At 69.7% G+C, this 20,552-nt stretch carries 19 protein-coding genes and 2 CRISPR repeat arrays (1 of these 21 only partly in view); of the genes, 6 read left to right on the forward strand and 13 right to left on the reverse strand.

Annotated elements, in window-relative coordinates:
- Positions 1-43: 43 nt before the first annotated feature.
- From ACYQ0J_RS05145 to ACYQ0J_RS05155, 3 genes are all read right to left on the reverse strand, one after another.
- Complete coding sequence (locus tag ACYQ0J_RS05145; RefSeq protein WP_460171111.1) at positions 44-439, reverse strand: PIN domain-containing protein; 396 nt, start codon at positions 437-439, stop codon at positions 44-46.
- Positions 436-696, reverse strand: coding sequence for an AbrB/MazE/SpoVT family DNA-binding domain-containing protein (locus ACYQ0J_RS05150; protein WP_460171112.1), 261 nt, complete (start codon positions 694-696; stop codon positions 436-438). The genes ACYQ0J_RS05145 and ACYQ0J_RS05150 overlap by 4 nt, the downstream gene beginning before the upstream one ends.
- Before the next feature lie 377 nt (positions 697-1,073).
- Positions 1,074-2,237, reverse strand: coding sequence for an ATP-binding protein (locus ACYQ0J_RS05155; RefSeq protein ID WP_460171113.1), 1,164 nt, complete (start codon positions 2,235-2,237; stop codon positions 1,074-1,076).
- Between the two features lie 361 nt (positions 2,238-2,598).
- On the opposite strand from ACYQ0J_RS05155, the gene ACYQ0J_RS05160 reads away from it, so the two are divergent.
- From ACYQ0J_RS05160 to ACYQ0J_RS05185, 6 genes are read left to right on the forward strand one after another with little or no spacing between them, the layout of a single operon-like run.
- Complete coding sequence (locus ACYQ0J_RS05160; protein WP_460171114.1) at positions 2,599-3,399, forward strand: carbohydrate ABC transporter permease; 801 nt, start codon at positions 2,599-2,601, stop codon at positions 3,397-3,399.
- Positions 3,389-4,252 (forward strand): carbohydrate ABC transporter permease, encoded by an 864-nt coding sequence (locus ACYQ0J_RS05165; protein WP_460171115.1) that lies wholly within the window; start codon positions 3,389-3,391, stop codon positions 4,250-4,252. The genes ACYQ0J_RS05160 and ACYQ0J_RS05165 overlap by 11 nt, the downstream gene beginning before the upstream one ends.
- A 15-nt stretch (positions 4,253-4,267) precedes the next feature.
- Positions 4,268-5,551 carry an ABC transporter substrate-binding protein gene (locus tag ACYQ0J_RS05170; protein WP_460171116.1) on the forward strand — a complete coding sequence of 428 codons (1,284 nt, stop codon included), beginning with the start codon at positions 4,268-4,270 and terminating at the stop codon, positions 5,549-5,551.
- A 36-nt stretch (positions 5,552-5,587) separates the two neighbouring features.
- A complete protein-coding gene (locus ACYQ0J_RS05175; protein WP_460171117.1) occupies positions 5,588-6,532 on the forward strand; it encodes an ABC transporter substrate-binding protein in 945 nt (314 codons plus the stop codon).
- Entirely contained in the window at positions 6,529-7,995 is a 1,467-nt protein-coding gene (locus ACYQ0J_RS05180) for an ABC transporter permease family protein (RefSeq protein ID WP_460171118.1), read from the forward strand. Before ACYQ0J_RS05175 ends, ACYQ0J_RS05180 begins: the two co-directional genes overlap by 4 nt.
- Positions 7,992-8,918, forward strand: coding sequence for an ABC transporter ATP-binding protein (locus ACYQ0J_RS05185; protein WP_460171119.1), 927 nt, complete (start codon positions 7,992-7,994; stop codon positions 8,916-8,918). The genes ACYQ0J_RS05180 and ACYQ0J_RS05185 overlap by 4 nt, the downstream gene beginning before the upstream one ends.
- A gap of 54 nt (positions 8,919-8,972) precedes the next feature.
- Here the strand turns inward: ACYQ0J_RS05185 and ACYQ0J_RS05190 are convergent, their stop codons facing one another.
- The 10 genes from ACYQ0J_RS05190 to ACYQ0J_RS05235 form a co-directional block, all read right to left on the reverse strand.
- On the reverse strand, positions 8,973-9,317 hold the full coding sequence (locus ACYQ0J_RS05190) for a hypothetical protein (protein ID WP_460171120.1): 345 nt from the start codon (positions 9,315-9,317) through the stop codon (positions 8,973-8,975).
- 15 nt (positions 9,318-9,332) lie between these two features.
- Positions 9,333-10,400: direct repeats of the CRISPR family, unit length 30 nt; unit sequence ACGGTCCATCCCCACGTGCGTGGGGACTAC.
- A gap of 60 nt (positions 10,401-10,460) precedes the next feature.
- Entirely contained in the window at positions 10,461-10,838 is a 378-nt protein-coding gene (gene cas2e, locus ACYQ0J_RS05195) for a type I-E CRISPR-associated endoribonuclease Cas2e (protein ID WP_460171121.1), read from the reverse strand.
- Entirely contained in the window at positions 10,792-11,769 is a 978-nt protein-coding gene (gene cas1e, locus ACYQ0J_RS05200; protein ID WP_460171122.1) for a type I-E CRISPR-associated endonuclease Cas1e, read from the reverse strand. The genes cas2e and cas1e overlap by 47 nt, the downstream gene beginning before the upstream one ends.
- A 7-nt stretch (positions 11,770-11,776) precedes the next feature.
- A complete protein-coding gene (gene cas6e / locus ACYQ0J_RS05205; protein ID WP_460171123.1) occupies positions 11,777-12,412 on the reverse strand; it encodes a type I-E CRISPR-associated protein Cas6/Cse3/CasE in 636 nt (211 codons plus the stop codon).
- Entirely contained in the window at positions 12,399-13,073 is a 675-nt protein-coding gene (cas5e, locus tag ACYQ0J_RS05210; protein ID WP_460171124.1) for a type I-E CRISPR-associated protein Cas5/CasD, read from the reverse strand. The genes cas6e and cas5e overlap by 14 nt, the downstream gene beginning before the upstream one ends.
- Position 13,074: 1 nt before the next feature.
- Positions 13,075-14,190, reverse strand: coding sequence for a type I-E CRISPR-associated protein Cas7/Cse4/CasC (gene cas7e, locus ACYQ0J_RS05215; protein WP_460171125.1), 1,116 nt, complete (start codon positions 14,188-14,190; stop codon positions 13,075-13,077).
- Positions 14,187-14,684: a type I-E CRISPR-associated protein Cse2/CasB gene (gene casB, locus ACYQ0J_RS05220; protein ID WP_460171126.1), complete on the reverse strand. Its 498-nt coding sequence runs from the start codon at positions 14,682-14,684 to the stop codon at positions 14,187-14,189. The genes cas7e and casB overlap by 4 nt, the downstream gene beginning before the upstream one ends.
- Positions 14,681-16,171, reverse strand: coding sequence for a type I-E CRISPR-associated protein Cse1/CasA (gene casA / locus ACYQ0J_RS05225; protein ID WP_460171127.1), 1,491 nt, complete (start codon positions 16,169-16,171; stop codon positions 14,681-14,683). The genes casB and casA overlap by 4 nt, the downstream gene beginning before the upstream one ends.
- Positions 16,172-16,233: 62 nt before the next feature.
- Positions 16,234-19,026 (reverse strand): CRISPR-associated endonuclease Cas3'', encoded by a 2,793-nt coding sequence (locus tag ACYQ0J_RS05230; RefSeq protein ID WP_460171128.1) that lies wholly within the window; start codon positions 19,024-19,026, stop codon positions 16,234-16,236.
- On the reverse strand, positions 19,023-20,012 hold the full coding sequence (locus tag ACYQ0J_RS05235; RefSeq protein ID WP_460171129.1) for a helix-turn-helix transcriptional regulator: 990 nt from the start codon (positions 20,010-20,012) through the stop codon (positions 19,023-19,025). The genes ACYQ0J_RS05230 and ACYQ0J_RS05235 overlap by 4 nt, the downstream gene beginning before the upstream one ends.
- A gap of 188 nt (positions 20,013-20,200) precedes the next feature.
- A CRISPR array of direct repeats spans positions 20,201-20,552; the repeat unit is 30 nt; unit sequence CGTAGTCCCCACGCCCGTGGGGATGGACCG (it continues 1,021 nt past the right edge of the window).

Here is a 20,552-nt window from a genome sequence, read left to right on the forward strand (position 1 = left end):
GGGGAAAGCCCGCCGCTCCTGCGCCAACCCACCCCGGCGGTAGTTAAGGCCCCACCTGGATTTCCTCCCGGGGGAAGCGGGCATCCAGGGTGTACACCCGCCTCACCCCCGAGGCCAAGGCCGCCGCCCAGATCAGGGCGTCCCCGAAGGAGACCCTCCGGGAAGGGCGGCAAAGGAGGAGGGCCCGCATCCAGAGGTCCTTGTCCCCCCCCACCGCCCTCAGGTTCTCCTTCTGGAGCAGGGCGAGGAGAGCATCCACCACCTCCTTCCGGGGAACCCCGTACACCGACTCCAGCACGTAGGCGGTCTCCACCAGGGCCACCTCGGTGATCCCGAGGGTCTCCTCCCCATCCAGGACCCGGGCGGCCTGCTCCGCCAGGTGCGGTGGGTCCCCCGTGAGGTAGCGCACGAGGAGGTTCGTATCCACCAGGGCCCTCACCCTTCTCCCTCCTCGGGCCAGGCGGCCCGCCAGGCCCTCTCCCGCGCCTCCGTCCAGGCTTCCTCGGGAAGGGAGACCCGGATCCGGTCCCGGAGGAGGCCCTTGAGGGAGGCCCGGTGGGGTGGAGGAAGGAAGTAGAGCTCCACGTGGTCCTCCACCAGGCGCTGGACCACCCGCCAGCCCGGGCCGATCCCCAGGCGTTCACGGATCTCCTTGGCGATGACCACCTGCCCCTTTGGGCCTACCAGGTAGGGCATGGTATAACCTCCACCCCCTTAGTTTACCTAAAGCCTCAGGGTCTTTCTTCTCCCCTTCTGCCTCCTCCCCGGCACAAGGCGATGGGCTAGGCCCCCCTCCCTGAACCCGGACGGATACATGAAGCTGACGAAGAAGGAAGACTCTCCGCCTCTTTCGGACTTCCGTAAGGGCCTCCCTAAAATGTTCCACCCTCTCCCTCGTAGGTTTGCCTGCGGGGAAGGGTCTCGCCTTTTGGGGCCGGGAGAGGGCCTTGGAGGCCCTGCCTAGGCTGGTGCAACGCGCATGGCGGGCCTTTTGGGCTGGGATGAGGCGGAGCAAAGCCTGGAGCTGGAGGAGGCCCAGCCCGCGCTTCCCAAGGTGGGCTAGGCGCGGGTGCCTAGCTCGCCCAGAGCCTTTGCATCACGGCCCAGAGGGGAGCGGCGAAAACGCCCTCACTGATGGGAAAGGTTTCCTTTCCCGGGTAGACCACGAAGGCCTCCTGGGGCCTCAGGTCCTTCATGGCCTCGTGGAACCCTCGAGAAGGCCGGGGATCAAGGCTCCGCTTGACCTCCACAGCCCAGATCCTGCCCCCGGGAAGGAGGAGGACCAGGTCCACCTCCGCCCCAGCCCGGGTGCGGTAGAAGAAGGCCTCACCCCCCTCGGGAAGCACCCGGAGGAGGTTCTCCACCACAAACCCCTCGTAGCTTCGCCCCACGACCGGGTGGGCCAGGAGGTCCTCGAGGGTCTTAAGCCCCAGAAGGGCGTGGACCAGGCCGCTGTCCCTCAGGTAAACCTTGGGGCTTTTCACCAGGCGCTTCCCCACGTTGGCCTCCAGGGGAGGTAGGCGCCTCAGCAGGTAGAGGTCCGCCAGGAAATCCAGGTAGCGGTTCACGGTGCGCCCGTCCAACCCCAAGTTCCGCGCCAGCTCAGAAACGTTCAGGCGCTCTCCCTGAAGGTGCGCCAGCATGGTGAGGAACCTGCGGAGCACCTCGGCGGGAAGCCGCCCTCCCAGGAGGGGGATCTCCCGCTCCACGTAGGACCGAAGGAAGTCCAGGCGCCAGCGGAAGCTTTCCCGCTCCCCCGGAGCCAGGAAGCTTTCAGGAAAGCCGCCCCGGAGCCACAGGAAGGGCTCGGCTTCCCAGCCCACCTCCAGGAGGTCAAAGGGGGAAAGCTCCAGGTAGCTTGCCCGGCCCGCCAGGCTCTCCCCCGCCTGGCGGCTCACCTCGGGGGAGAGGGAGCCCAGGAGAAGGTAGAGGCCGCTTCGGAGGCCCCGCCTTCGGGCGCGGTCCACGAGGCTGCGGAGGAGGGGAAAGAGCCCGGGCATACGGTGGACTTCATCCAGGATGACCAGGCGGCCCAGGTGGGCCTCCAAGTAGAGCTCAGGGGCAGAAAGCTTGGCCCGGTCGCTATCGGACTCCAGGTCCAGATAGAGCGCTTCCCGCTTTTGCGCCACCTCCAGGGCCAGGGTGGTCTTGCCGGCCTGCCGCGGACCGGTGAGCACCACCACGGGGACCTCCTCCAAGCGGGCTTCCAGAAGGGGTTGGAGGCGCCTCGGTATCATCCTCGCTAATTTAGCATTGCACTGTATGAAAAGCAAGGATATAAAACCCCCTTGGTCTCCTGCGCCGTGGACCCAGGCCTCACCCTCCACCAGGACCCACCGCTGCCGCACGTCCCCGTAGCTCCCTCCCGGAACCGGGGCACCAGGGTCTCCCCGTCCGGGGCATCGCCGTCCTGGGGAGCGAAGAAGCGAAGAGCAGGGGAGTACCCCCGTATCTGCGCACGCCAGACTCACCCGCCACGGCCCCGGACCCAGAATGCTACTTAAACAGGTAAGGGAGCAGAATGCGAGGAACCGGTGGAGCGCCGATGGGACCCTCCCCCTTGACCGAGTTCTGACCTGGCAGCGGTATGAAGACACCGTGCGGGTCTGGGCCTATCTCCTCCCCACCGCCCTCTTTCTCGGGGCTTTCACTTACCTCCCGGCCCTCCGGGTGGCCGGGGAAGGGTTCCTCGCCCTCCCCCGCCTCCTCACCCCGGAAAACCTGAACGCCCTGAAGGTAACCCTGCTCTACACGCTCCTCACCGTGCCCCTTTCCGTCCTCCTCGGGCTCCTGGCGGCCCTGGCCTTGGAGGGGGAGGGCCGCTGGCGCCGGGCCGCCCGGGCCGTGGTCTTCCACCCCGTGGTCCTCCCCACTGTGGCCTTCGCCGCCGTCTTCCTCTACCTGCTGAACCCCTTAGGCCCCCTGAGGGGCCTCCTCCAGGGCCTGGGCTGGCAAAACCCCCTGGGAGATCCCCTGGGGGCCTTTCTGGCCGTGGTCCTGGTTGGGGTCCTGAAGGACGCCGGACTCTACATGCTCTACTATCTGGCGGGCCTCCAGAACCTCCCCAAGGAACTCCTGGATGCCGCCCGCGTGGACGGGGCGGGCCGCTTGGCCGCCTTCCTCAAGGTGACCTGGCCCCTCCTCTCCCCCACCACCTTCTTCGTGGGGGTCATGGCCGGCCTAGGGGCCCTGCGCAACGTGGACCACATCTTCCTCCTCACCAAGGGCGGGCCCGTGGGGGCCACCGACCACCTCCTCTACCGGGTCTACACCCTGGGCTTCGAGTACTTTGACTTCCCCTCGGCCTCCGCCCTCAGCCTGGCCCTCCTGGTCCTCCTCAGCCTCCTGGCCCTCCTGGCCCTGCCCCGGCTGGAAAGGGGGGTGCACTATGACGCTTAAGGCCCTGCGGCGCCGGGCGGCTCCCGTGGCCAGGCCCGCAGCCAAAGGGCTCCGGCGGCTTTTCCGGGAAATCCCGGCCCTCCTCGTGGCCCTGCCCTTTTTGGCCTTGGCGGGGTTCACCCTCCTGGCCGCCTTCACGCCCACCGCGAGCCTCAACCGCGGGGAGGTGGGCCCCCTGACCCTGGAGAACCTCCGGCTCGCCTGGGCCTCGGCGGACTTCCCCCGGCTCTACCTCAACACGGCCCTCTTCGCCTTCGGCCTCCTCGCCGTCCAGCTCGTCACCGTGACCACCGCGGGCTTCGCCCTGGCCCACATGGCTGGGCGGGGTGGGGACTGGGCCTTCCACCTGGTCCTTCTCCAGCTCTTCCTTCCTCCTTCGGCCCTCATCCTGCCCAACTTCCTCACCCTCAAGGCCCTGGGCCTTACCGACACGCTCACGGGGCTGGCCCTGCCCTACGTGGCCTCGGCCACGGGGGCCTTCCTCCTGCGCCAGGGCTTCCGGCAGATCCCCCGGGAGCTGGTGGAGGCCGCCCTGGTGGACGGGGCCACGCCCCGGCAGATCCTCTGGCGGGTCCTCTTGCCCTTGGTACGGCCCCACCTGGCCGCCTTCAGCCTGGTGAGCCTGGTCTACCACTGGAACGAGTTCCTGTGGCCTTTGGTGGTGCTGCAGAGCCCGGAAAAGCGGGTGCTCTCCCTGGGGTTCGCCAGCTTCGCCCGCTCCGCGGAAAGCGGCATGGAGTGGGGCCTTATCGCGGCGGGGGCCCTGCTCGTGGGGTTTCCCGTGCTGTTGGCCTTCGCCCTCTTCCAAAGGGCCTTCGTGGAGTCCTTCGCCCATAGCGGCCTGAAGGGCTAAGGAGGTGGTACGAAAATGGCGAGAAAGTGGCTCTTGGCAGGGATTCTGGTGATGGGCGCGGCCTTGGGGCAGAAGACCACCATAACCTTCTACTACCCGGTGGGGGTGGCGGGCCCCCTGGCCCGCTTCATCGAGGCCTACGTGGCCGAGTTCGAGCGGAAGAACCCCGATATCTCGGTCAAGACGGTGTTCGGGGGCAACTACGAGGAGAACCAGGCCAAGGTGGTGGCGGCCATCAAGGCGGGCACACCCCCCGACACCGCCATCCTCCTGTCGCAGCAGCTTTTCACCCTGCTTTCCATGAACGCCATCGAGCCCTTCGACCCCTACATCGCCCAGGACCCGGAGCTCAAGCGGGCGGTGGCGGACTTCTTCCCGGCCTTCATGATGAACTCCACCCTGGACGGCAAGGTGTACAGCCTCCCCTTCCAGCGGTCCACCCCCATCCTCTACTACAACAAGGAGGCGTTCCGGGAAGCCGGGCTGGACCCGGAAAAGCCCCCCACCACCTGGGATGAGCTGGTGGAGTACGCCAAGCGGCTCACCAAGCGGGACCCTCAGGGCCGGGTGGTGCGCTACGGGGTGGCCATCCCCACGGAGGACCGCTCCACCTGGCTCCTGGAGGGCCTGGTCATCCAGGCGGGGGGCCTCCTCTACGACCCCCAGGGGCGGGGGTGCCGGGTGCTGGTCAACACGGAGCCCGTCCGCCAGGCCATGCAGTTCAAGCGGGACCTGGCCGCGGTGCACCGGGTGAGCCCCGAGGGGGTGATCGCCTGGGGCACCACCCCCGGGGACTTTGCCGCGGGCAAGGTGGCCATGATCTACCACTCCACGGGCTCCTTGGGCTTCATCCGCAACAACGCCCGCTTCCCCTTCGGCACCGCCTTCCAGCCCAAGAAGGTCCGCTACGGAGTCCCCACGGGCGGGGCCAACTTCTACCTGTTCAAGGGCTCCGACCCGGCCAAGCGGGAGGCCACTCTCCGGTTCATCAAGTTCATGACGAGCCCCGAGCTCCAGGCCCGCTGGAGCATCGACTCCGGCTACGTGGCAGCCCGCCGCGCCAGCTGGAGCCTCCCCGCCATGAAGGACTACGTGCGGGCCTGGCCCCAGGCCCTCACCGCCCGGGAGCAGCTGGCCTACGCCAAGGCTGAGCTACCCGTCTACAACCTGCAGCAGGTCAAGGACATCATCGCCGAGGCGGAGCAGGCCGTGGTCCTGGGCCGCAAGGAGGTCAGGGAGGCCACCAGGGAGGCCCAGGCCCGGGTGGACCAGGCCCTGGCCCCGTGGTGCAAGCCCTGACCCGGGTCTGACAGGGGGGCGGTAGGGTCTTCCCGTATGCGGCGCGGATTCCCTATCGCCCTTGGGCTCCTCCTGGGCCTGGCCGCGGCCCAGGGAAGCCTAACCCTGTACACCTCGGAGATACTGGCGGACGTGAACGCCCTGGTGGAGGCCTTCCGCCGGGAGAACCCGGGGGTGGAGGTCAAGGTCTTCCGCTCGGGCACGGGGGAGGTGGTGGCCAAGGTGCGGGCGGAGCTGGAGGCGGGCAACCCCCAGGCCGACCTCCTCTGGTTCGCCAACGAGGAGTTCCTGAAGGAGCTGGCTGCCAAGGGCCTCCTCCGCCGGGTGCCCCCCACGGTCCCCGGCTACCCGGTCCAGTACGCCCCGGGCGGGGGGCTTTACCACGAGGTGCGCCTCCTCTACAACGTCTTCGGGGTCAACCGGCAAAGGGTAAGGGAGCTCCCCACCCGCTGGCAGGACCTCTTGAAGCCCGCCTACCGGGGCCTCCTGGCCATGCCCGACCCCAACTACTCGGGGGCGGCCCTGGCCACGGTGGGGACCCTGGCCGCCCGCTTCGGCTTCGATTTCCTCGCCCGCCTCAAGGCCCAGGGCCTCCAGGTGGAGCAGTCCAACCCGGTCCTGCAGCAAAAGCTGGCCCGGGGGGAGTATGGGCTTGCCATCACCACCGACTTCGGCCTGCGGCAGGAGGCGGCCAAGGGGGCGCCCTTGGAGGTGGTCTACCCCCGGGACGGGGCCATCCTGGTGCCCACCCCCGTGGCCATCCCCACCTGGAGCAAGAGCCCCGAGCTGGCGGCCCGCTTCCTCCGCTTCCTCCTCTCCCCCGAGGCCCAGCGCCTCTTCGCCGAGCGGGGCTACTACCCGGTGATGCCGGGGGCCCCCAGGCCCAAGGGGGCCCCGGAACGGGCGGTGGGTCTCTCCGCCCGGTTCGCGGACGCCGCCACCCTGGCCCGGTTCAACGAGCTCTTCGGCCTTCGCCGATGACGGGGCTCGGGCGCCCCTCCCCCCTTCCCTGGGCCCTGGCCCTCCTGCCGGCCCTGCCCCTCCTGGTCTTGGCCGCCCGGGGGGCCGGGCATCTGGGGGAGGCGCTCGCGGCCTGGGATGTGGCCCTGAATAGCCTCCTCCTCTCCGCCGGGGGCACCCTCCTGGTGCTCGGCGTAGGCCTTCTCCTCGCCTTTCTGGCCCTTTTCGGGGGGGTGGGGCGGGGCCTCGAGGCCCTCCTCCTCCTCTCCTTCTACATCCCCCCCTTCGTCACGGGCATGGGGGTCCTCTTCACCCTGCAGGGGCTGGGGGTCAGGGCCTACGGGACCCTCGGCCTTCTCCTGGCCTTCACCCTGCACTACGCCCCCATGGCCTACGCCCTCCTGAGGCCTTCCCTGGACCCCCTCCTCCCCCACCTGCGGGCCGCCCGGGTCCACGGGGTCCGGGGGTGGCGGCGTTTCCGCGTCCTCCTCCCACCCCTCCTCCCCGCCCTCCTGGCCACGGGGGGACTCGTGTACCTGGCCCTCCTGGGCAACTTCGGCATCCCCGCGGTGCTGGGCCTGCCCGCCCGGGTCTACGTCCTGCCCACCCTGGCCTACGCCCGCCTCCACAGCCCCCTGAGCCCGGACCCTCTGGGGGAGGCGGCGGCCCTGGGCCTCCTCCTGGGGCTCCTCGCCCTCCCCGCCCTCCTCCTGCGCCGCCCCCCCGCCCTGGAGGCCGCCCCCGCAGAGGGGCTTACCCCAAGCCCCCTCTACCGCGGGGTCTTCCTCCTCTACGCCCTGGCCTCCCTGGCCCTCGCCGCCTGGGGCCTCCTGCGGGAAGCCCTCCTCAACCCCTACACGGGGGCCCTCGAGCCCGCCTTCGCGGAGGCCTTAGCCCTCCCCCTGGTGCGCCAGGGCCTCCTCCACTCCCTCCTCCTGGCCCTGGCCACGGCCACCCTCACCCTCCTCCTGGCCCTGGCCCTGCGCCCCTTTCCCACGGCCCTGGCCCGACTCCGCGCCGCCCTGGACCTGCCCTACACCCTCCCCGGCACCCTCCTGGCCCTGGGCCTCATCCTCCTCCTGGCCCCCACCCCCCTGTACGCCACCCCGTGGCTCCTCCTCCTCGCCTACCTCCTCGGCTTCTCCAGCCTGGCCCTGCGGGCCCTGGAAGGAGGGGTGAGGGTGGAGCAGGGGGTGGCCGCCGCCCGGGTCCACGGCCTCCCCCCCTGGCGGGCCTGGCTCCGGGTGGGCTACCCCCTCCTCCGGCCCCAGGCCCGGGCGGGCTTCTTCCTGGTCTTCCCCCTGGCCCTGGCGGAGATTACCCTCTCCTCCCTCCTCTACGCCCCCGGGGCCGAAACGGTGGGAGTGGCGGTCCTCAGCGCCCTGAACGGGGGGCTCTACCGCGAGGCGGCGGCCCTCGGCCTCCTCCTCGCCCTCCTCGCCGCCTCGGCCCTCCTCGCCCTAGGGGGTGGAAGGCGGTGGTGAGGCTCGTGGGGGTGACCAAGGCCTTCGGCCGGGGGGCCGGGGTCCGCGGGGTGGACCTGGAGGTGGCCCCGGGGGAGATCCTCGTCCTCCTGGGGGCCTCGGGGAGCGGCAAGACCACCCTCCTCAACCTGGTGGCGGGCCTCCTCCGACCCGATAAGGGAAGGATCTTCCTGGAGGGGGAGGACGTGACCCATCTTCCCCCCGAGGGGCGCCGGGTGGCCTACGTCTTCCAGGACCTGGGGCTCTGGCCCCACCTCACCGCCCTGGACCACCTCCTCCTGGTGATGCCCCGCCCTAACCGCAAGGAGGCCCTGGCCCTCCTGGAGCGGGTGGGGCTTGGGGGGCTCGAGGGGCGGCGGTCCCACCAGCTCTCGGGGGGCCAGAGGCAGCGGGTGGCCCTGGCCCGGGCCCTAGCCCGCAGGCCCCGGGTCCTCCTCCTGGACGAGCCCTATAGCGCCCTGGACCCCGTGCTGCGGGAGGGCTTGCGCCTGGAGGTGCGGGCCCTCCTCAAGGCGGAAGGGGTGACAGCCCTCCACGTGACCCACGACCCCGAGGAGGCCATGCTCCTGGGGGACCGGGTGGGGGTGATGGCCGGGGGAAGGCTTTTGGAGGTGGGCCCGCCCCGGGAGCTCTACGCCCGCCCCTCCTCCCTGGCCACTTTCCTCGCCTTTGGCCGGGCCAACGTCCTCCCCGAGGGGGAGGGCCTCCTGGCCTTCCGCTACGAGGAAGTGGCCCCGGGTGGCCCCATCCCCGCCCTGGTGCTGGAACGGCGCCAGGTCCGGGGGGAGACCCTCTGCCGGGTGAGGCTTCCCCAGGGGGAGGCCTGGGTGCGCCTCGAGGCCCAGCCGGGGACCCAGGTGGGGTTAAACCTCCTCAGGCCCCGGCGCTTTGCCCGGGACGGAAGACCCTTGAACGTGGTCTGATCTTTGGAGGCTAAGAAACCGTCGCAAAGGCCTTCTATTAAGCCTCAGGTGGCCCTAGGTGGCCCTGGCCAGCCGCTTCACCAACAAGCGTAGCATGCCCAGATAGACCCAAGCCTCGCTCACCCGGGGGCTCTGGACAAGGTAGCCTGACGGCTGACCGTAATCCTTGGAAAGCCACCGGTTCCGCCCAAGCCAGGCAAAGGTCCGCTCCACCACCCACCGCTTGGTCAAGGGCTTGAACCCCTCCTCCCGCGGAATCTCCGGCACCTCCTCCCCCTCCCGCACCCAGACTCCACGCACCCCCGCGTAGGGACGGGCCACCCCCTCCGGCGCAAGCCCCAGGGAGGAGGCCAGTCCCCGAAGACCCCGGTAGCCCCAGTCCACGAAGAACTTGCGCACCCAGGGCCAGAGGGAAAGGTCCATCCCCACGTGCGTGGGGACTACGCGCTTGACCCCTTGGCGACCAGGTCGCTCATCGGTCCATCCCCACGTGCGTGGGGACTACGCGATTGCCGCCGTATCCGCCATTCACCTCCTCCGGTCCATCCCCACGTGCGTGGGGACTACTGTGGCGTTTCTGAAGGAGAAGCTGGGGCCGGAGGTCCATCCCCACGTGCGTGGGGACTACGGAGGAGCAGCCCTCGCCCCGTCCGCCACCCCCTGGTCCATCCCCACGTGCGTGGGGACTACGCCTCCGTGATGCGTGCCCAGCGCCGCCCGTACGGTCCATCCCCACGTGCGTGGGGACTACTCGGCCCAGGCCCGCACCGTTACCCTGCCCTACGGTCCATCCCCACGTGCGTGGGGACTACGGTCTGGCAGTTCTGGTACGGCGTGGCGTTGGCCGGTCCATCCCCACGTGCGTGGGGACTACACGAGCACGCTTGAAACGCTCCAAAGCCCGATCCGGTCCATCCCCACGTGCGTGGGGACTACGCCTCCGTGATGCGTGCCCAGCGCCGCCCGTACGGTCCATCCCCACGTGCGTGGGGACTACGATGTGGTTGGCTGGTGTTCCCGTCCGCGCTAACGGTCCATCCCCACGTGCGTGGGGACTACATGAAGCAGACCCTCCTCCCCCACACGAGCCACGGTCCATCCCCACGTGCGTGGGGACTACTCCGCCACGCCCAATAGGTCAGCAGATAGGACGGTCCATCCCCACGTGCGTGGGGACTACGCCTCCGTGATGCGTGCCCAGCGCCGCCCGTACGGTCCATCCCCACGTGCGTGGGGACTACAATGGCTCGCCGCCGCCCGGAGTGGCCGAGTACGGTCCATCCCCACGTGCGTGGGGACTACACCCGTCAGGCATGCTCCTGCGCACCGTGACCGGTCCATCCCCACGTGCGTGGGGACTACGAGGAGGTGCTGGCCTCGCTTAATGGCCGTCCCCGGTCCATCCCCACGTGCGTGGGGACTACCTCACCCTGCCTCCTGAGGCGTGGGAGCATGGTCCATCCCCACGTGCGTGGGGACTACACATGACCAGGACGGCAAAAATGGCCCCTAACCCCCCTCTATGTGTCTATTTAGGAGTAGCTACGGGTTTTGGCTTTCAAGATCCCCTTCGGAACCCTTGGCGATGCGCTTTTTGTATCTCGCAACCTGCTTGGTCAGCTTCTCCGCCTTCCGCACCGCCTCGGCGTTCCGAACGCTCACCAGCACTATACCATCAAAGTCCCGCAAGAAGCGGTCTGGGTAGCCGTGAAGCCTAAGGGCGAAGCCTTGCTCGTTGTTCGTCCGGTACGCCAGGGCCACCCTGCCGCCCTCGGCCTTCTCCACGGCCCGCTCCCAGAGGAACTCCCGCACCGTGGCGCTGACCCGGCCCACGAAGACCCCGGTGTCCACTTCCACCAGAAAGCGGGTGAGGTCACCCCTCAGGCTCTTCGGGACCTTCTCCAGGATCATCATCACCATAGGCCACCCCGCCCTCCACCTCCCCCTCGAGGTCCCAAAGCCCCCCAGGGCGGGTGGGGTCTTCCTCCACTAAGTCCTCTTCCTCGGGGAGGCCCAGACCCCGGAAAAGGCCCAAAAGGTCTTCGGCCATCCGCTCCAGGAGCCTCCCCTCCTGGATGGCCTCCCGCAGGGCCCGGCGCACCCTCCGCTCCACGGCCTCCTCCGACTCGGCCACGGTGCGGAAGGCGGCGGGCACCAGGTAGTCGGCCTTGTAGAGGTCGGCGATGTCGTAGACGAAGGAGAGGAGCTTTCCCGTGTGGATGAAGCCCAAAGCCGGGCTAAAGCCCATGGAGACGATGGCGGCGTGGGCCAGGCCGTAGAGGTAGCTCGCCCCGGCGGAGAGGGCCCGGTTCACGGGGTCCGCGGCCCGCCAGTTGCCCCGGTCGTAGCTCCGGCCGTACCAGGGCACGCCCGTCTCCCGGCTCCAGCGGGCGTAGGTCTCCCGCACCCGCACCCCCTCGAGGCCCCGCACCTGCTCTAGCGTCAGACCTTCAGGAAGGGGCTCGGGAAAGCGCATCCGGTAGAGGCGAAGCACCACCTGGAGGTGCAGGGCCGGATCGGCCCAGGCCCGGGCCTGGCGGTAAAAACGGGCGGCGCTTCGGGTGTCCCCCAGGCCCTGGGCGTAGAACCGGGCCATCCCCTCCCCCACCCAGGCCACCGTGCACCCGTTCTCGGCGAGGAGGCGGATGGCGGCGTGGGTAATGCGGGTGCCAGGCCCCAGGAAGAGGACCCCAAGCCCCGCCACCGGGGCCAGGGTGAGGCCCTCCTGGTCGTAGACGCCGATGCCCCCCGCCTCCCGCTCCACCACGGCGTGCTCCACGTAGAGGTAGGAAAGGCCATCCCGGAACTTGGGAAGCTCCTTGAGGTTCCTGGCGTTGGGAACGGGGGGCATGGACCTCCTAGGGGGCCAGGGAAAGCAAGCCCAGTCCTAAAGCCTTCCCCGGGCCGATGCCCCGCTCCAGGGTGGCCCGGGCCCTTTCGGGGTCCACCACCTCGAGGCGCCCCTCAAAGAGCACCGCCTGCACCTGGACGAGCCTTCCCGCCTCATCCTGGCCCTTTTTCCGCCGCACCTCCAGGAAGGTGTCCTGAAGAATGCGCACCCAGGGGCCGCTCTCCCCCTTCAGGAGGCGAAAACCCCCTTCCTCAAGCCGCCTTTCCAGCCAGGTGATCTTCTCCGAAGGGGTCTTCAAGGCCACCCGCTTCCCCGTGGCGGCGAGGCGCTTCGCCGGGTTCGCCCGGAGGCGGAAGCGGAGGCGCTGGCCGGGCCTCAGGGCGGGGTGGAAGGGCTTGGGGGGGAAGACCTGGGCGTAGCCCCCTTCCAGCACGCTCCAGTCGGGCTCGGCGAGGGTCTGCACCAGGACCACGGGGGGCTCTAGGCCCCGGGTGGGCTCGAGGCGCCAAAGAAGCCGCTCCCTGCCCTCCTCCAAGGCCCCGGAGACCGCCTTGGAGAGGGTGCGGTGCATCTCGTAGGGGTTCGCCAGGTCCCGTCGGGCCGCCTTGGAAGCGGGGTTCAGCACAAGCTTAGTGATCCACACGGGCCACCTCCCACGCCGGGGGGCCTTCCGGCACGGCCTCCTTGGGAAGCACCTCCTCGCGGACATACCGCGCGGCGAAGCGGCGCTCGCTGAAGGGCCCCGCAGGCTGGTCGTAGACCAGGCGGCCTTCCTCGGCCTCGAGCACCAGGAGCAGGTCCTCCCGGGGCCGCTTGCCCGCAAGGTAGGGGTAGCCCCTGAGGGCCTCCGCCAAGGGGGCCTCCACGAGGCCATCGGGGAGAAAAGGAGGCGGGCTTGGCACGTAGCTCCTGCGGCCCAGGTAGAGGGGAAAGCGGGGGTTCCGAAGGGCCTGGTAGAGGGTTTCCAGGAGGCTCCCTTCCCCCTCGAGGCCCACCAGGAAGGTCGCGTCGGAGAGGAAGTACCGCCAGCTCTGCACGTCCCGCTTAGCCTTGAGGTCGGCGGCGAGGACGTTCTGCGCCGTCTGGTAATCCACCTTGAGCACCCCCTTCCGGTCCACCCTAACCCCCATGCGGAGGGCGGCCAGGTCGGAGATGTCCCCCCTCCGGTCCCGGCCCAGGGCGGCGGCCAGGAGGCCCACCACCCCGCTTTTCGTGGGGTAGGGCCAGGTGTCCCGGCGGTCAAACCGGCTCCGGGTGCCCCAGGACTGCAGGGGGCCTTGGAGCCTGAGGAGGAGGGTGGGCACGCTACACCCCCAGAAGGACCTTCACGGCCTCCGCCGCCTTCTCCTTGAGGGCCTTCAGGTCCTCCAGCCTGGGAAAGCCGTCCCCCTCCGCCCCGGTGAGGTCCAAAACGCCCTTCCACTCGGGCTCTAGGGGCCCGTAGACCCGGTCAAACCGGGCCCACTCCTTAAGGAGGGCCTCGGCGGAAAGCCGGGAGAGGGGGACCTCCTCCTTAGGCCGAAGGGGGGCCTCAAAGGCCGTGGCCAGGTTCCGGGGCATCCCCTCCCCCGCCCGGAAGGCCACGAAGAGGGGTGGGTTGTGGGCGGCGAAGCTGTTCTGCTTGCCCGAGGGCAGGGTGAGGGCGAAGGCCTCGAGGAAGGCCAGGACCCCCTTGAGGGCGAGCTCCTTGTCCCCCTGAAGGTTCTCCACGAGCTTCTCCAGGTCCACCACCGCGTAACGGTAGAGGGTGGCGGAGTAGAACTCCACGTCCCCCATCATCCCCGCCCCCGTGTCCTCCTTGGGGTTGAGGTCGTCCACGGCGGTGTAGAAGTCAAACTCCCGGTCCACCTTGTGGGTGCTGAGGGCATGGGCCACCTGGGCCGCCGCGTCCACCCCGAGCTCGGGCCGGTCGGCGAGCATCCGGCCGAAGAGGGCCAGGTCCACGGCCTTTCCCCCGTCCAGGACCGCCTCCAGGGCCTTTTTCAGCTCCGGGGAGACCTCCGCCTTCTTCTTCCCCTTCACCTCCCCCGAGAGGGCCTCGAGGTTCTCTCGGATGCCCTGGGCCAGGGCGTCAAGCTCGCGGTGGCCCAGGAAGAGGAGGTACTCCGTCCGCCCCTCCTTCACCCCAAAACCCAAGGCGTTCAGGGCGTTCTCTATGGCCCGGCGGGCGAGCTCCTCCTCCACACCCGCAAGCCTACGGAGAAGCTCCTCCACAAGCCGCTTCGTCCGCACCGCCCGTTCCTCCTCGGAGAGGAGGAGCCAGTCCCTAAAGGCCACCCGCACCGCCCGCTTCTGGGCCTGGCTGGAGATCCTGGCCCGCCTAAAGCCCCCGAAGAGGGCGTCCTTGGGGCTTCCCGTGTCGTCCCGGTTCAGATTGCTCGGGGCCACGGTCTGCAGGATGTGCACTTCCAGAAGCTTCATGCCTCCACCTCCTTCTTCTCCTCTTCCGAAGCCTCGGCGCCGTAGAACTCCCTCGCCCAGCGGGCCTGGACGTACCGCTCCGGGGAAAACCAGCCCAGGAGGTCCTCCAGAAGCCGGGCGAAGTCTATCCCTCCTTCCACCAGGGCCGCCGCCTGGCGCAGGCGGAAGGCGACCTGGTCTCGGTCCACCTCCAAAAGAGCCAGAAAACGCTTCTCCACGCTGGCCGAGTCCTGGGCCTTCTCCCGGAGGGCCCGGGCAAGTGTGCGGCCCGCCCGGTGGTCCCCGTCCTTCAGGGCGTAGAGGGCCGCCACCAGATAATGGGCCTCGCGCCTCCAGCCCCCCTCGGCCACGAAGGGCTCCACGTAGGGCATGGCCTTGGGGTACGCCCCCGGGGGAAAGGCCAGGCTCCGCCTGAGGGCCGCCCGCGCCGCCGTCCAGGCCTTCTGGCCTTGAAGGCGCTCTAGCCAGTCCAGAAACCGCTCTCCTTGGCTCACGTCCGCACCTCCTTACCGAGCTCGCCAAGTAGACTCCAGAGACGCCGCTCCCCCTCGGCCAGGGCCTTCAGGTGCCGCGCCCCCGTGCCCAGGAAGCGCCGGGTGGCCCCCCAGGCCTCCAGGGCCGCCCCCCTCAGGGCCTCCCGCCAGAGGTCCAGGGAAGCCTCCTCCCCCACCCGGGCGAGAAACCCGGGGAAAGCCCCGTCCAGGGCGTGCCAGTAGAGGCGCTCCAGGGGGAGGGAGCTGGCAAAGTCCGCAAGCTCCTTGCGGTCCCGCTCCCCCACCACCGCCCGGGCCACCTGGAGGGCGAGGCGCCCTAGGCCCTGTCCCAGCGCCTCGGCCTCCTTCAGGGCCTTCTCCAGGTTCACCTCCGCCCTAAGGGTGAGGAGCCCGGAGGGCAAGGGGTAGACCTCCCGGCGCACGTCCAGGATCTTGGCCTGGTCCGAGACCTGGCCGAGCACCCTCAAGGCGAACCGGACCTCCTCGCCCTCCTCCTCCAGCTCCCCCTGGAGGTTTTCCGCGTGCTCGAGGGTGGCGGCCACCTTGCCCCCTTGCCTTGGGAGCATGGCGGAGAAGTCGCGCCAGAAGCTCCGCTCCTGGGAAAGTCTGAGGGCAAGGAGGTGGCCTTTGGCGTCCAGGCGCTGGGCCACCATGGGGTCGCGGTGCGGGGCCTCTAAGGGCTCCACCCCGGGGCCGTAGCCCATGAGGCGCACCCCGTCCCCCTCGTCCAGGAGGCGCACCCCCCGGGCAGGCCAGGTGTAGACCCGGGTCCGGCCCGAGAGGGGCCACCCGGTCTTGCCGCCCTCGAGGTCCCCAAACCTCAAGGGCGGGACCTCCCAGATGGGGGCATCCTCTTCCGGGCTATACGGCACGAGGTTCAGGAGGAGGGTTTCCAGCAGGTTCCGCCCGGTGGGGAGAAAGAGGGCAGGGCGGGCGAGGGGGGCGTCCTTGGCCGAGCCCACCCCGTGGCGGCGGAGGAGCCCCCCGGGGGCGAAGGCCTGGTGCACGAGAAGCGCCCGGGCGGCCTGGGCGTAGGTGGCCTTGGGGAGGTTCTCCTCCGTGGTGTGGTCAAAGAGGGTGGGGTTGTTGCCGCTCGCCAGCTCGGGGAGGAGCTTGCTCCAGGGGAGGGGGTTCTCCTCGGGGAGGTCCGCCACCTGGAGGAAGGGGGCCTCGGGGTGGAAGAGGAAGAAGCGGTCCCGGTAGCGGTTGAGATAGTCTTCTATGGGCTTTTGGGGAAAGCGCCCCTCCCGCCACCAGCCCAGGGCGTCCTCCGGGCGGCGGGGACCCATGAGGGCCCGGTGGAGCACCGCCAGGAGGAGGCGGTGGAGGGCAGCCTCCTCCAGGGGGGAAGGGGTCTCTATGCGGGCTATGTCCCCGGCCCCCAAGAGGGCTTCCCGCAAGCCTACCTCCACCACCTGCCCCTCCCTCAGGACGGGGATCCAGGGTTCCTCCACCAGGTTGAACTTGGTCCCAAGGTACGCTTGCACGTGACCCAAGGTTTCACCTCCTCTACCAGGCTAAGCTCGGATCCTGACATCCGCTGACGGAATCAGACCGGGACGTAGACCACCCCAAGCTCCGGGTCCAGCTCCACCCGGAAGGCCCCTTTCCCCGAGGAGAAGACCCGCCCCACCTCCAAGGGGCGGAGACCCCGGAGGAGGCCGCTCTTGCGCCAGGGGGCGGGGGGCTCCTCCTTCAAGAGGTCCTGGGGCACGGGAAAGCGGGAAAGGCGCACCGCCCGCCGGAAGAGGGCCTCGACCTCCTCCCGGGAGACCTCCCCCTTGAGGAGCACCCTATGCCGCCCCTCCCGGTCCAGGAAAAGCCCCTCCCCCACCCGGAAAAGGGGCACGGCGGCCACGCTGGGGTCCCCCAGGCGGGTGAGGAGGCGCTGGGTTTCCGGCTTCTCCTCGTCGTCCTCGAGGCGCTCCTGGGCCACCAAAGCGCCTTCATCCCAGTAGGCGAGAAGGCGGCCCAGCTCGCTTAGGGAAAGCCTCCTAGCGGTGTCCGCCTCCCGGCCCTGCCGCTCTTGAAGGTTCTTTAGGCTCCGTCTCGCCCGCTCCCGCAGACCCTCGGGGAACCTTTCGGGGTCCTCCCCTTCGTAGACTTCCTCCAGGAGGGCCTCGAGGTCCCCGGGCACGCGGAGGCGGTCCCGCCCCGAAAGCGCCCGCCAGGTGGCGAGCAGGACGTAGTCCTCGTAGACTTCGTCCCAGTAGAGGGGCTTCCCGAAGTCCAGGTCCCTGGGCACGCCCAAAAGGAGCCGCGGGCGGGCGTGCTTCCCGGGCCTAGGCCGCTCGTGGCGGTGGAGCCTCCCGGAGCGCTGGAAGAGGAGGTCTATGGGGGCGAGGTCCGTGTAGAGGAGGTCAAAGTCCAGGTCCAGGCTCTGCTCCGCCACCTGGGTGGCCACCAGGATGGCCCTCTCGGGCCGCGGCCCCCCCTTGCCGAAGAGGGCGAGGACCACCCCTTCCCTGAGGGCCCGCTCCTCGGCGGGGAAGCGGGCGTGGAGGAGGAAGACCAGGGTGCCGTCCGCCAGGACCTTCCCCACCACCTCGTCTCTCCGCTCGGGAAGGGCCTGCAAAACCTCCCTCCAGGCCTCGCTCCCCTGGTCCTCCCCCAAGCGTAGGGCGAGCTCCCCGAGGGTGAGCGGCCTCCCATCCCCCAGGGCCCGGTAGAGGGCCTGGGCCCGGTCCACGGTGTTCACGATGGCCCCCACCACCCCGGGAAGGCCTTCCCGAAGCCTCCCGGCGAGCGGCTCCACCTCCACCTTCCGCAGGACCTCGAGGCCCACCTCGACCTCCCGGGCCGGGGGCAGGGAAGTGGCCTCCACCCCCTCCCCCACCAGGACCACCCGGGGGTAGGGACCGAGGTCCTTTCCCCCCACCTCCTCCCCCGCCCAGGCCTCGAGGAGGGCCCTCCGGCGCGATGGGGGGAGGGTGGCGGTCATCACGATGGTGCTGGAGCCGAGCGCCCTAAGCCAGCGGAGGAGGACCTGGAGGAGGCCCGAGGTGTAGACGTCGTAGGCGTGGACCTCGTCCAGCACCACCACCCGGTTCATGAGGCCCCAGAGCCGGACGAAGTGGTGCTTGACCCTTAGGACCCCGAGGAGGGCCTGGTCCAGGGTCCCCACCCCGTGGGGGGCCAGCATGGCCCGCTTGCGGGCGGAGAACCACGCCGAGGCCCCCGCGCCCCCTTCCTCCCCTTCCTCTCCCACCTGGCGGGGCGCCGCCTTCTCCCGAAGCTCGGCGTAGAGGGGGTTGAGGAGGGCGGCGCCGTGCTGGAGCTGAAGCTCCAGGGGGCTTCCCCCGGCCAGGCGCTCCAAGAAGCTCTTTACCCGGGGGAAGAGGCCGTTCGCCGTGGCCTGGGTGGGGAGGGCTACGTAGAGCCCCCGGTGGCCGAGCCCCGCCTGGAGGAGGTGGTGGGCGTAGAGGGCGGCCTCCGTCTTGCCCATGCCCATGGGGGCCTCCACCAGGAGGAGGGCCGGGCCCGCAAGGTGTTCCCCTGACGGGGAAGCAACCGCCCCTTCCAGGAGGGCCGGGAGGCGCTCCTGCAGGGCGTTGGGCCTCGGGATGTGGGGGAAAAGCTCCTGGAAGCCCTGCCTCTGGGCCGGGACGAAGGCGGGCCAGCCCAGGCGGTCCAGGGCCCTTTGGGCGAGCCCCTGGGCCTCCTCCAGGTAGTCTTCCCGGCGGGGGTCGCGGCCGTAGGGGAAGAACTCCGGGTCCGAGGCCACCCAGTCGGCGAAGGAGGCCAGGGCCATGACCCGGAGGACGGCCTCGGGCCGCGCCTCGCCGTTTCCTTCCAGAGGGGGCAAAGGAGTTTTCAGCCGCCGGAAAAGCTCCTCCACGAGCCACCTCCGGGCCTCCTGCCAAAGGGAATCCTCCGCCTTGAGGTGGCGCCGGGCTACCTTTTTCTCCTCGGCATCCGCCGGGAAGCCGTGGTGAGCCCCGAGGGCGGCCGCGAGGTCGTTCGCCGCCCGCTCGGGGAGGCCCTTCTCCTTGAGGAGCCTCTTCAGGAAAAGCTCCGTGAGGACCCCGTGGGCCACCCAGTCCAGGATCTTCCCGAAAGGGAGGCCCGCCTCCTGGACCCGCTTCCTTCCCTCCTCCCAGGCCGCCTGGAAGACGGGGCTCGCCTTGCCCAGGTCGTGGAGGCCCACGAGGCAGGCCACCCAGGCCAAGGCCTCCTCCTCGGGAAGGCCCCAGTCCCGGGCGTAGAGGGCGCGGGTCCTAGGGGGTTCCCTGAGGAGAATGGCCCGCGCCACCGCCGCCGCGTCCAGCATGTGGGCGAGGAGGGGGTGGAAGGGGTCCCCGCTTTTGGCCCAGAGGGCGAGGGCCGCTTCCCTAACGCTCATACGCTCACCCTAGACAAGGTTCCCGACACCTCCTGTCGGGTTCCGTAAAGGTCCAGCACCTGCCTCGCCTCCTCCAGCCAGAGGCGCCTGAGCTCCGGGGGGCTTAGCACCTCCACCCGGGGGCCGAAGCTCTGCACCCAGGCCAGGACCTCCCAGGGCACCCCGCCCTTGAAGGGGGCGGCCTCGAGGCGGGCGAGGACGCTTCCATCGGAAAGCTCCTCCACGATTTGGAGGCCGGGGTAGTCCCCCTCGAGGACCCGCCAGGCCGCTTCCGGAGCGAAGCGGAGGCGCACCTCCACCCCCCCCTCCCGCACCCCCACCACCCCCCAGGCCTGGCGCAGGTAGGCGTTGGGGTCAAAGTCCTGGGGGATCTCGTAGGGCTCGTCCAAGAGGCGGGCGTGGCGCATGCGGGAGAGCTTGAAGGTGAGGACGGTCCGGTGGTAGGTGCGCTCGTAGCCGATGGCGTAGAAGCCCAGGTTGGCCCGGTTGGCCTCGAGGAAGTAGACGAGAAGCTCCTTGGGCCGCCAGTTCTTGGAGCCTCCGGAACGGTACTCAAAGGCGAGCACCCGCCGCTCCAAGAGGGCCCGGGCCACCATCTCCAGGGTGCGGCTTTCCCCCTGGCGCTCCTCGAGGCCCTGGGCGCTCCGGAGGAGGAGGCCCCGCAAGGGCTCAGGAAGCATGCGGGCCAGCTTGTCCAGGGCCATGCGGTACTGGCGCGTGGGGGCCTGGTGGTAGAGGAGCCTCCCCGCGGCGAAGAGGGCCAGGGCCTCCACCGGGTGGAGGGAAGGGGGGCGGTCGGCGATGCGGTAGAGCCCACGGGCCAAGCGCTCCACGGGGAAGCCAAGCCCGAGAAGGGCCTCCAGGTCCCGCTCCACCGTGCGCTCGCTCACACCGAAGCGGCGGGCGAGCTCCCCCACCCGCATGGGCCTGAGCTTTAAGGTCTCGGCCATCTCCAGGAGGCGGGTGCTTTTGGCTTCTTGTCCCATGTGTTCAGTCTAAGCAAGCCCTTTTGGTGAGGGCGTGGCTTTTGACCATGCTATACTAGGGCAAGCGCCCCCTTTGGCCTTTTCACCCTCCATTCCAGGCGCTGGGGAACTTGACAGCAAAATCCGCAAATCCTCCCAAATAGACACATAAAGGGGGGTAAGCGGATGTTTTTGCCGTCCTGGTCATGTGTAGTCCCCACGCCCGTGGGGATGGACCGGTAAGTGCCGCCGGAAAACTGCCCCTGCAACGCCGTAGTCCCCACGCCCGTGGGGATGGACCGCCCGCACGGTGGGTGGAGGTCTCCGGGTGGCCGTAGTCCCCACGCCCGTGGGGATGGACCGGAGACGCTCCCCCGAGAGATGTCGGCGTTGACGTAGTCCCCACGCCCGTGGGGATGGACCGATGGGGCTCCCACTTGCTCAGGAGGCCACGGAGTAGTCCCCACGCCCGTGGGGATGGACCGCCCTCGGCTATGCCTTCGGCCATCGCCTCGCCGTAGTCCCCACGCCCGTGGGGATGGACCGTAGTTTGCCCCTCTC

It is taken from the genome of Thermus sp. FJN-A, assembly GCF_054655095.1.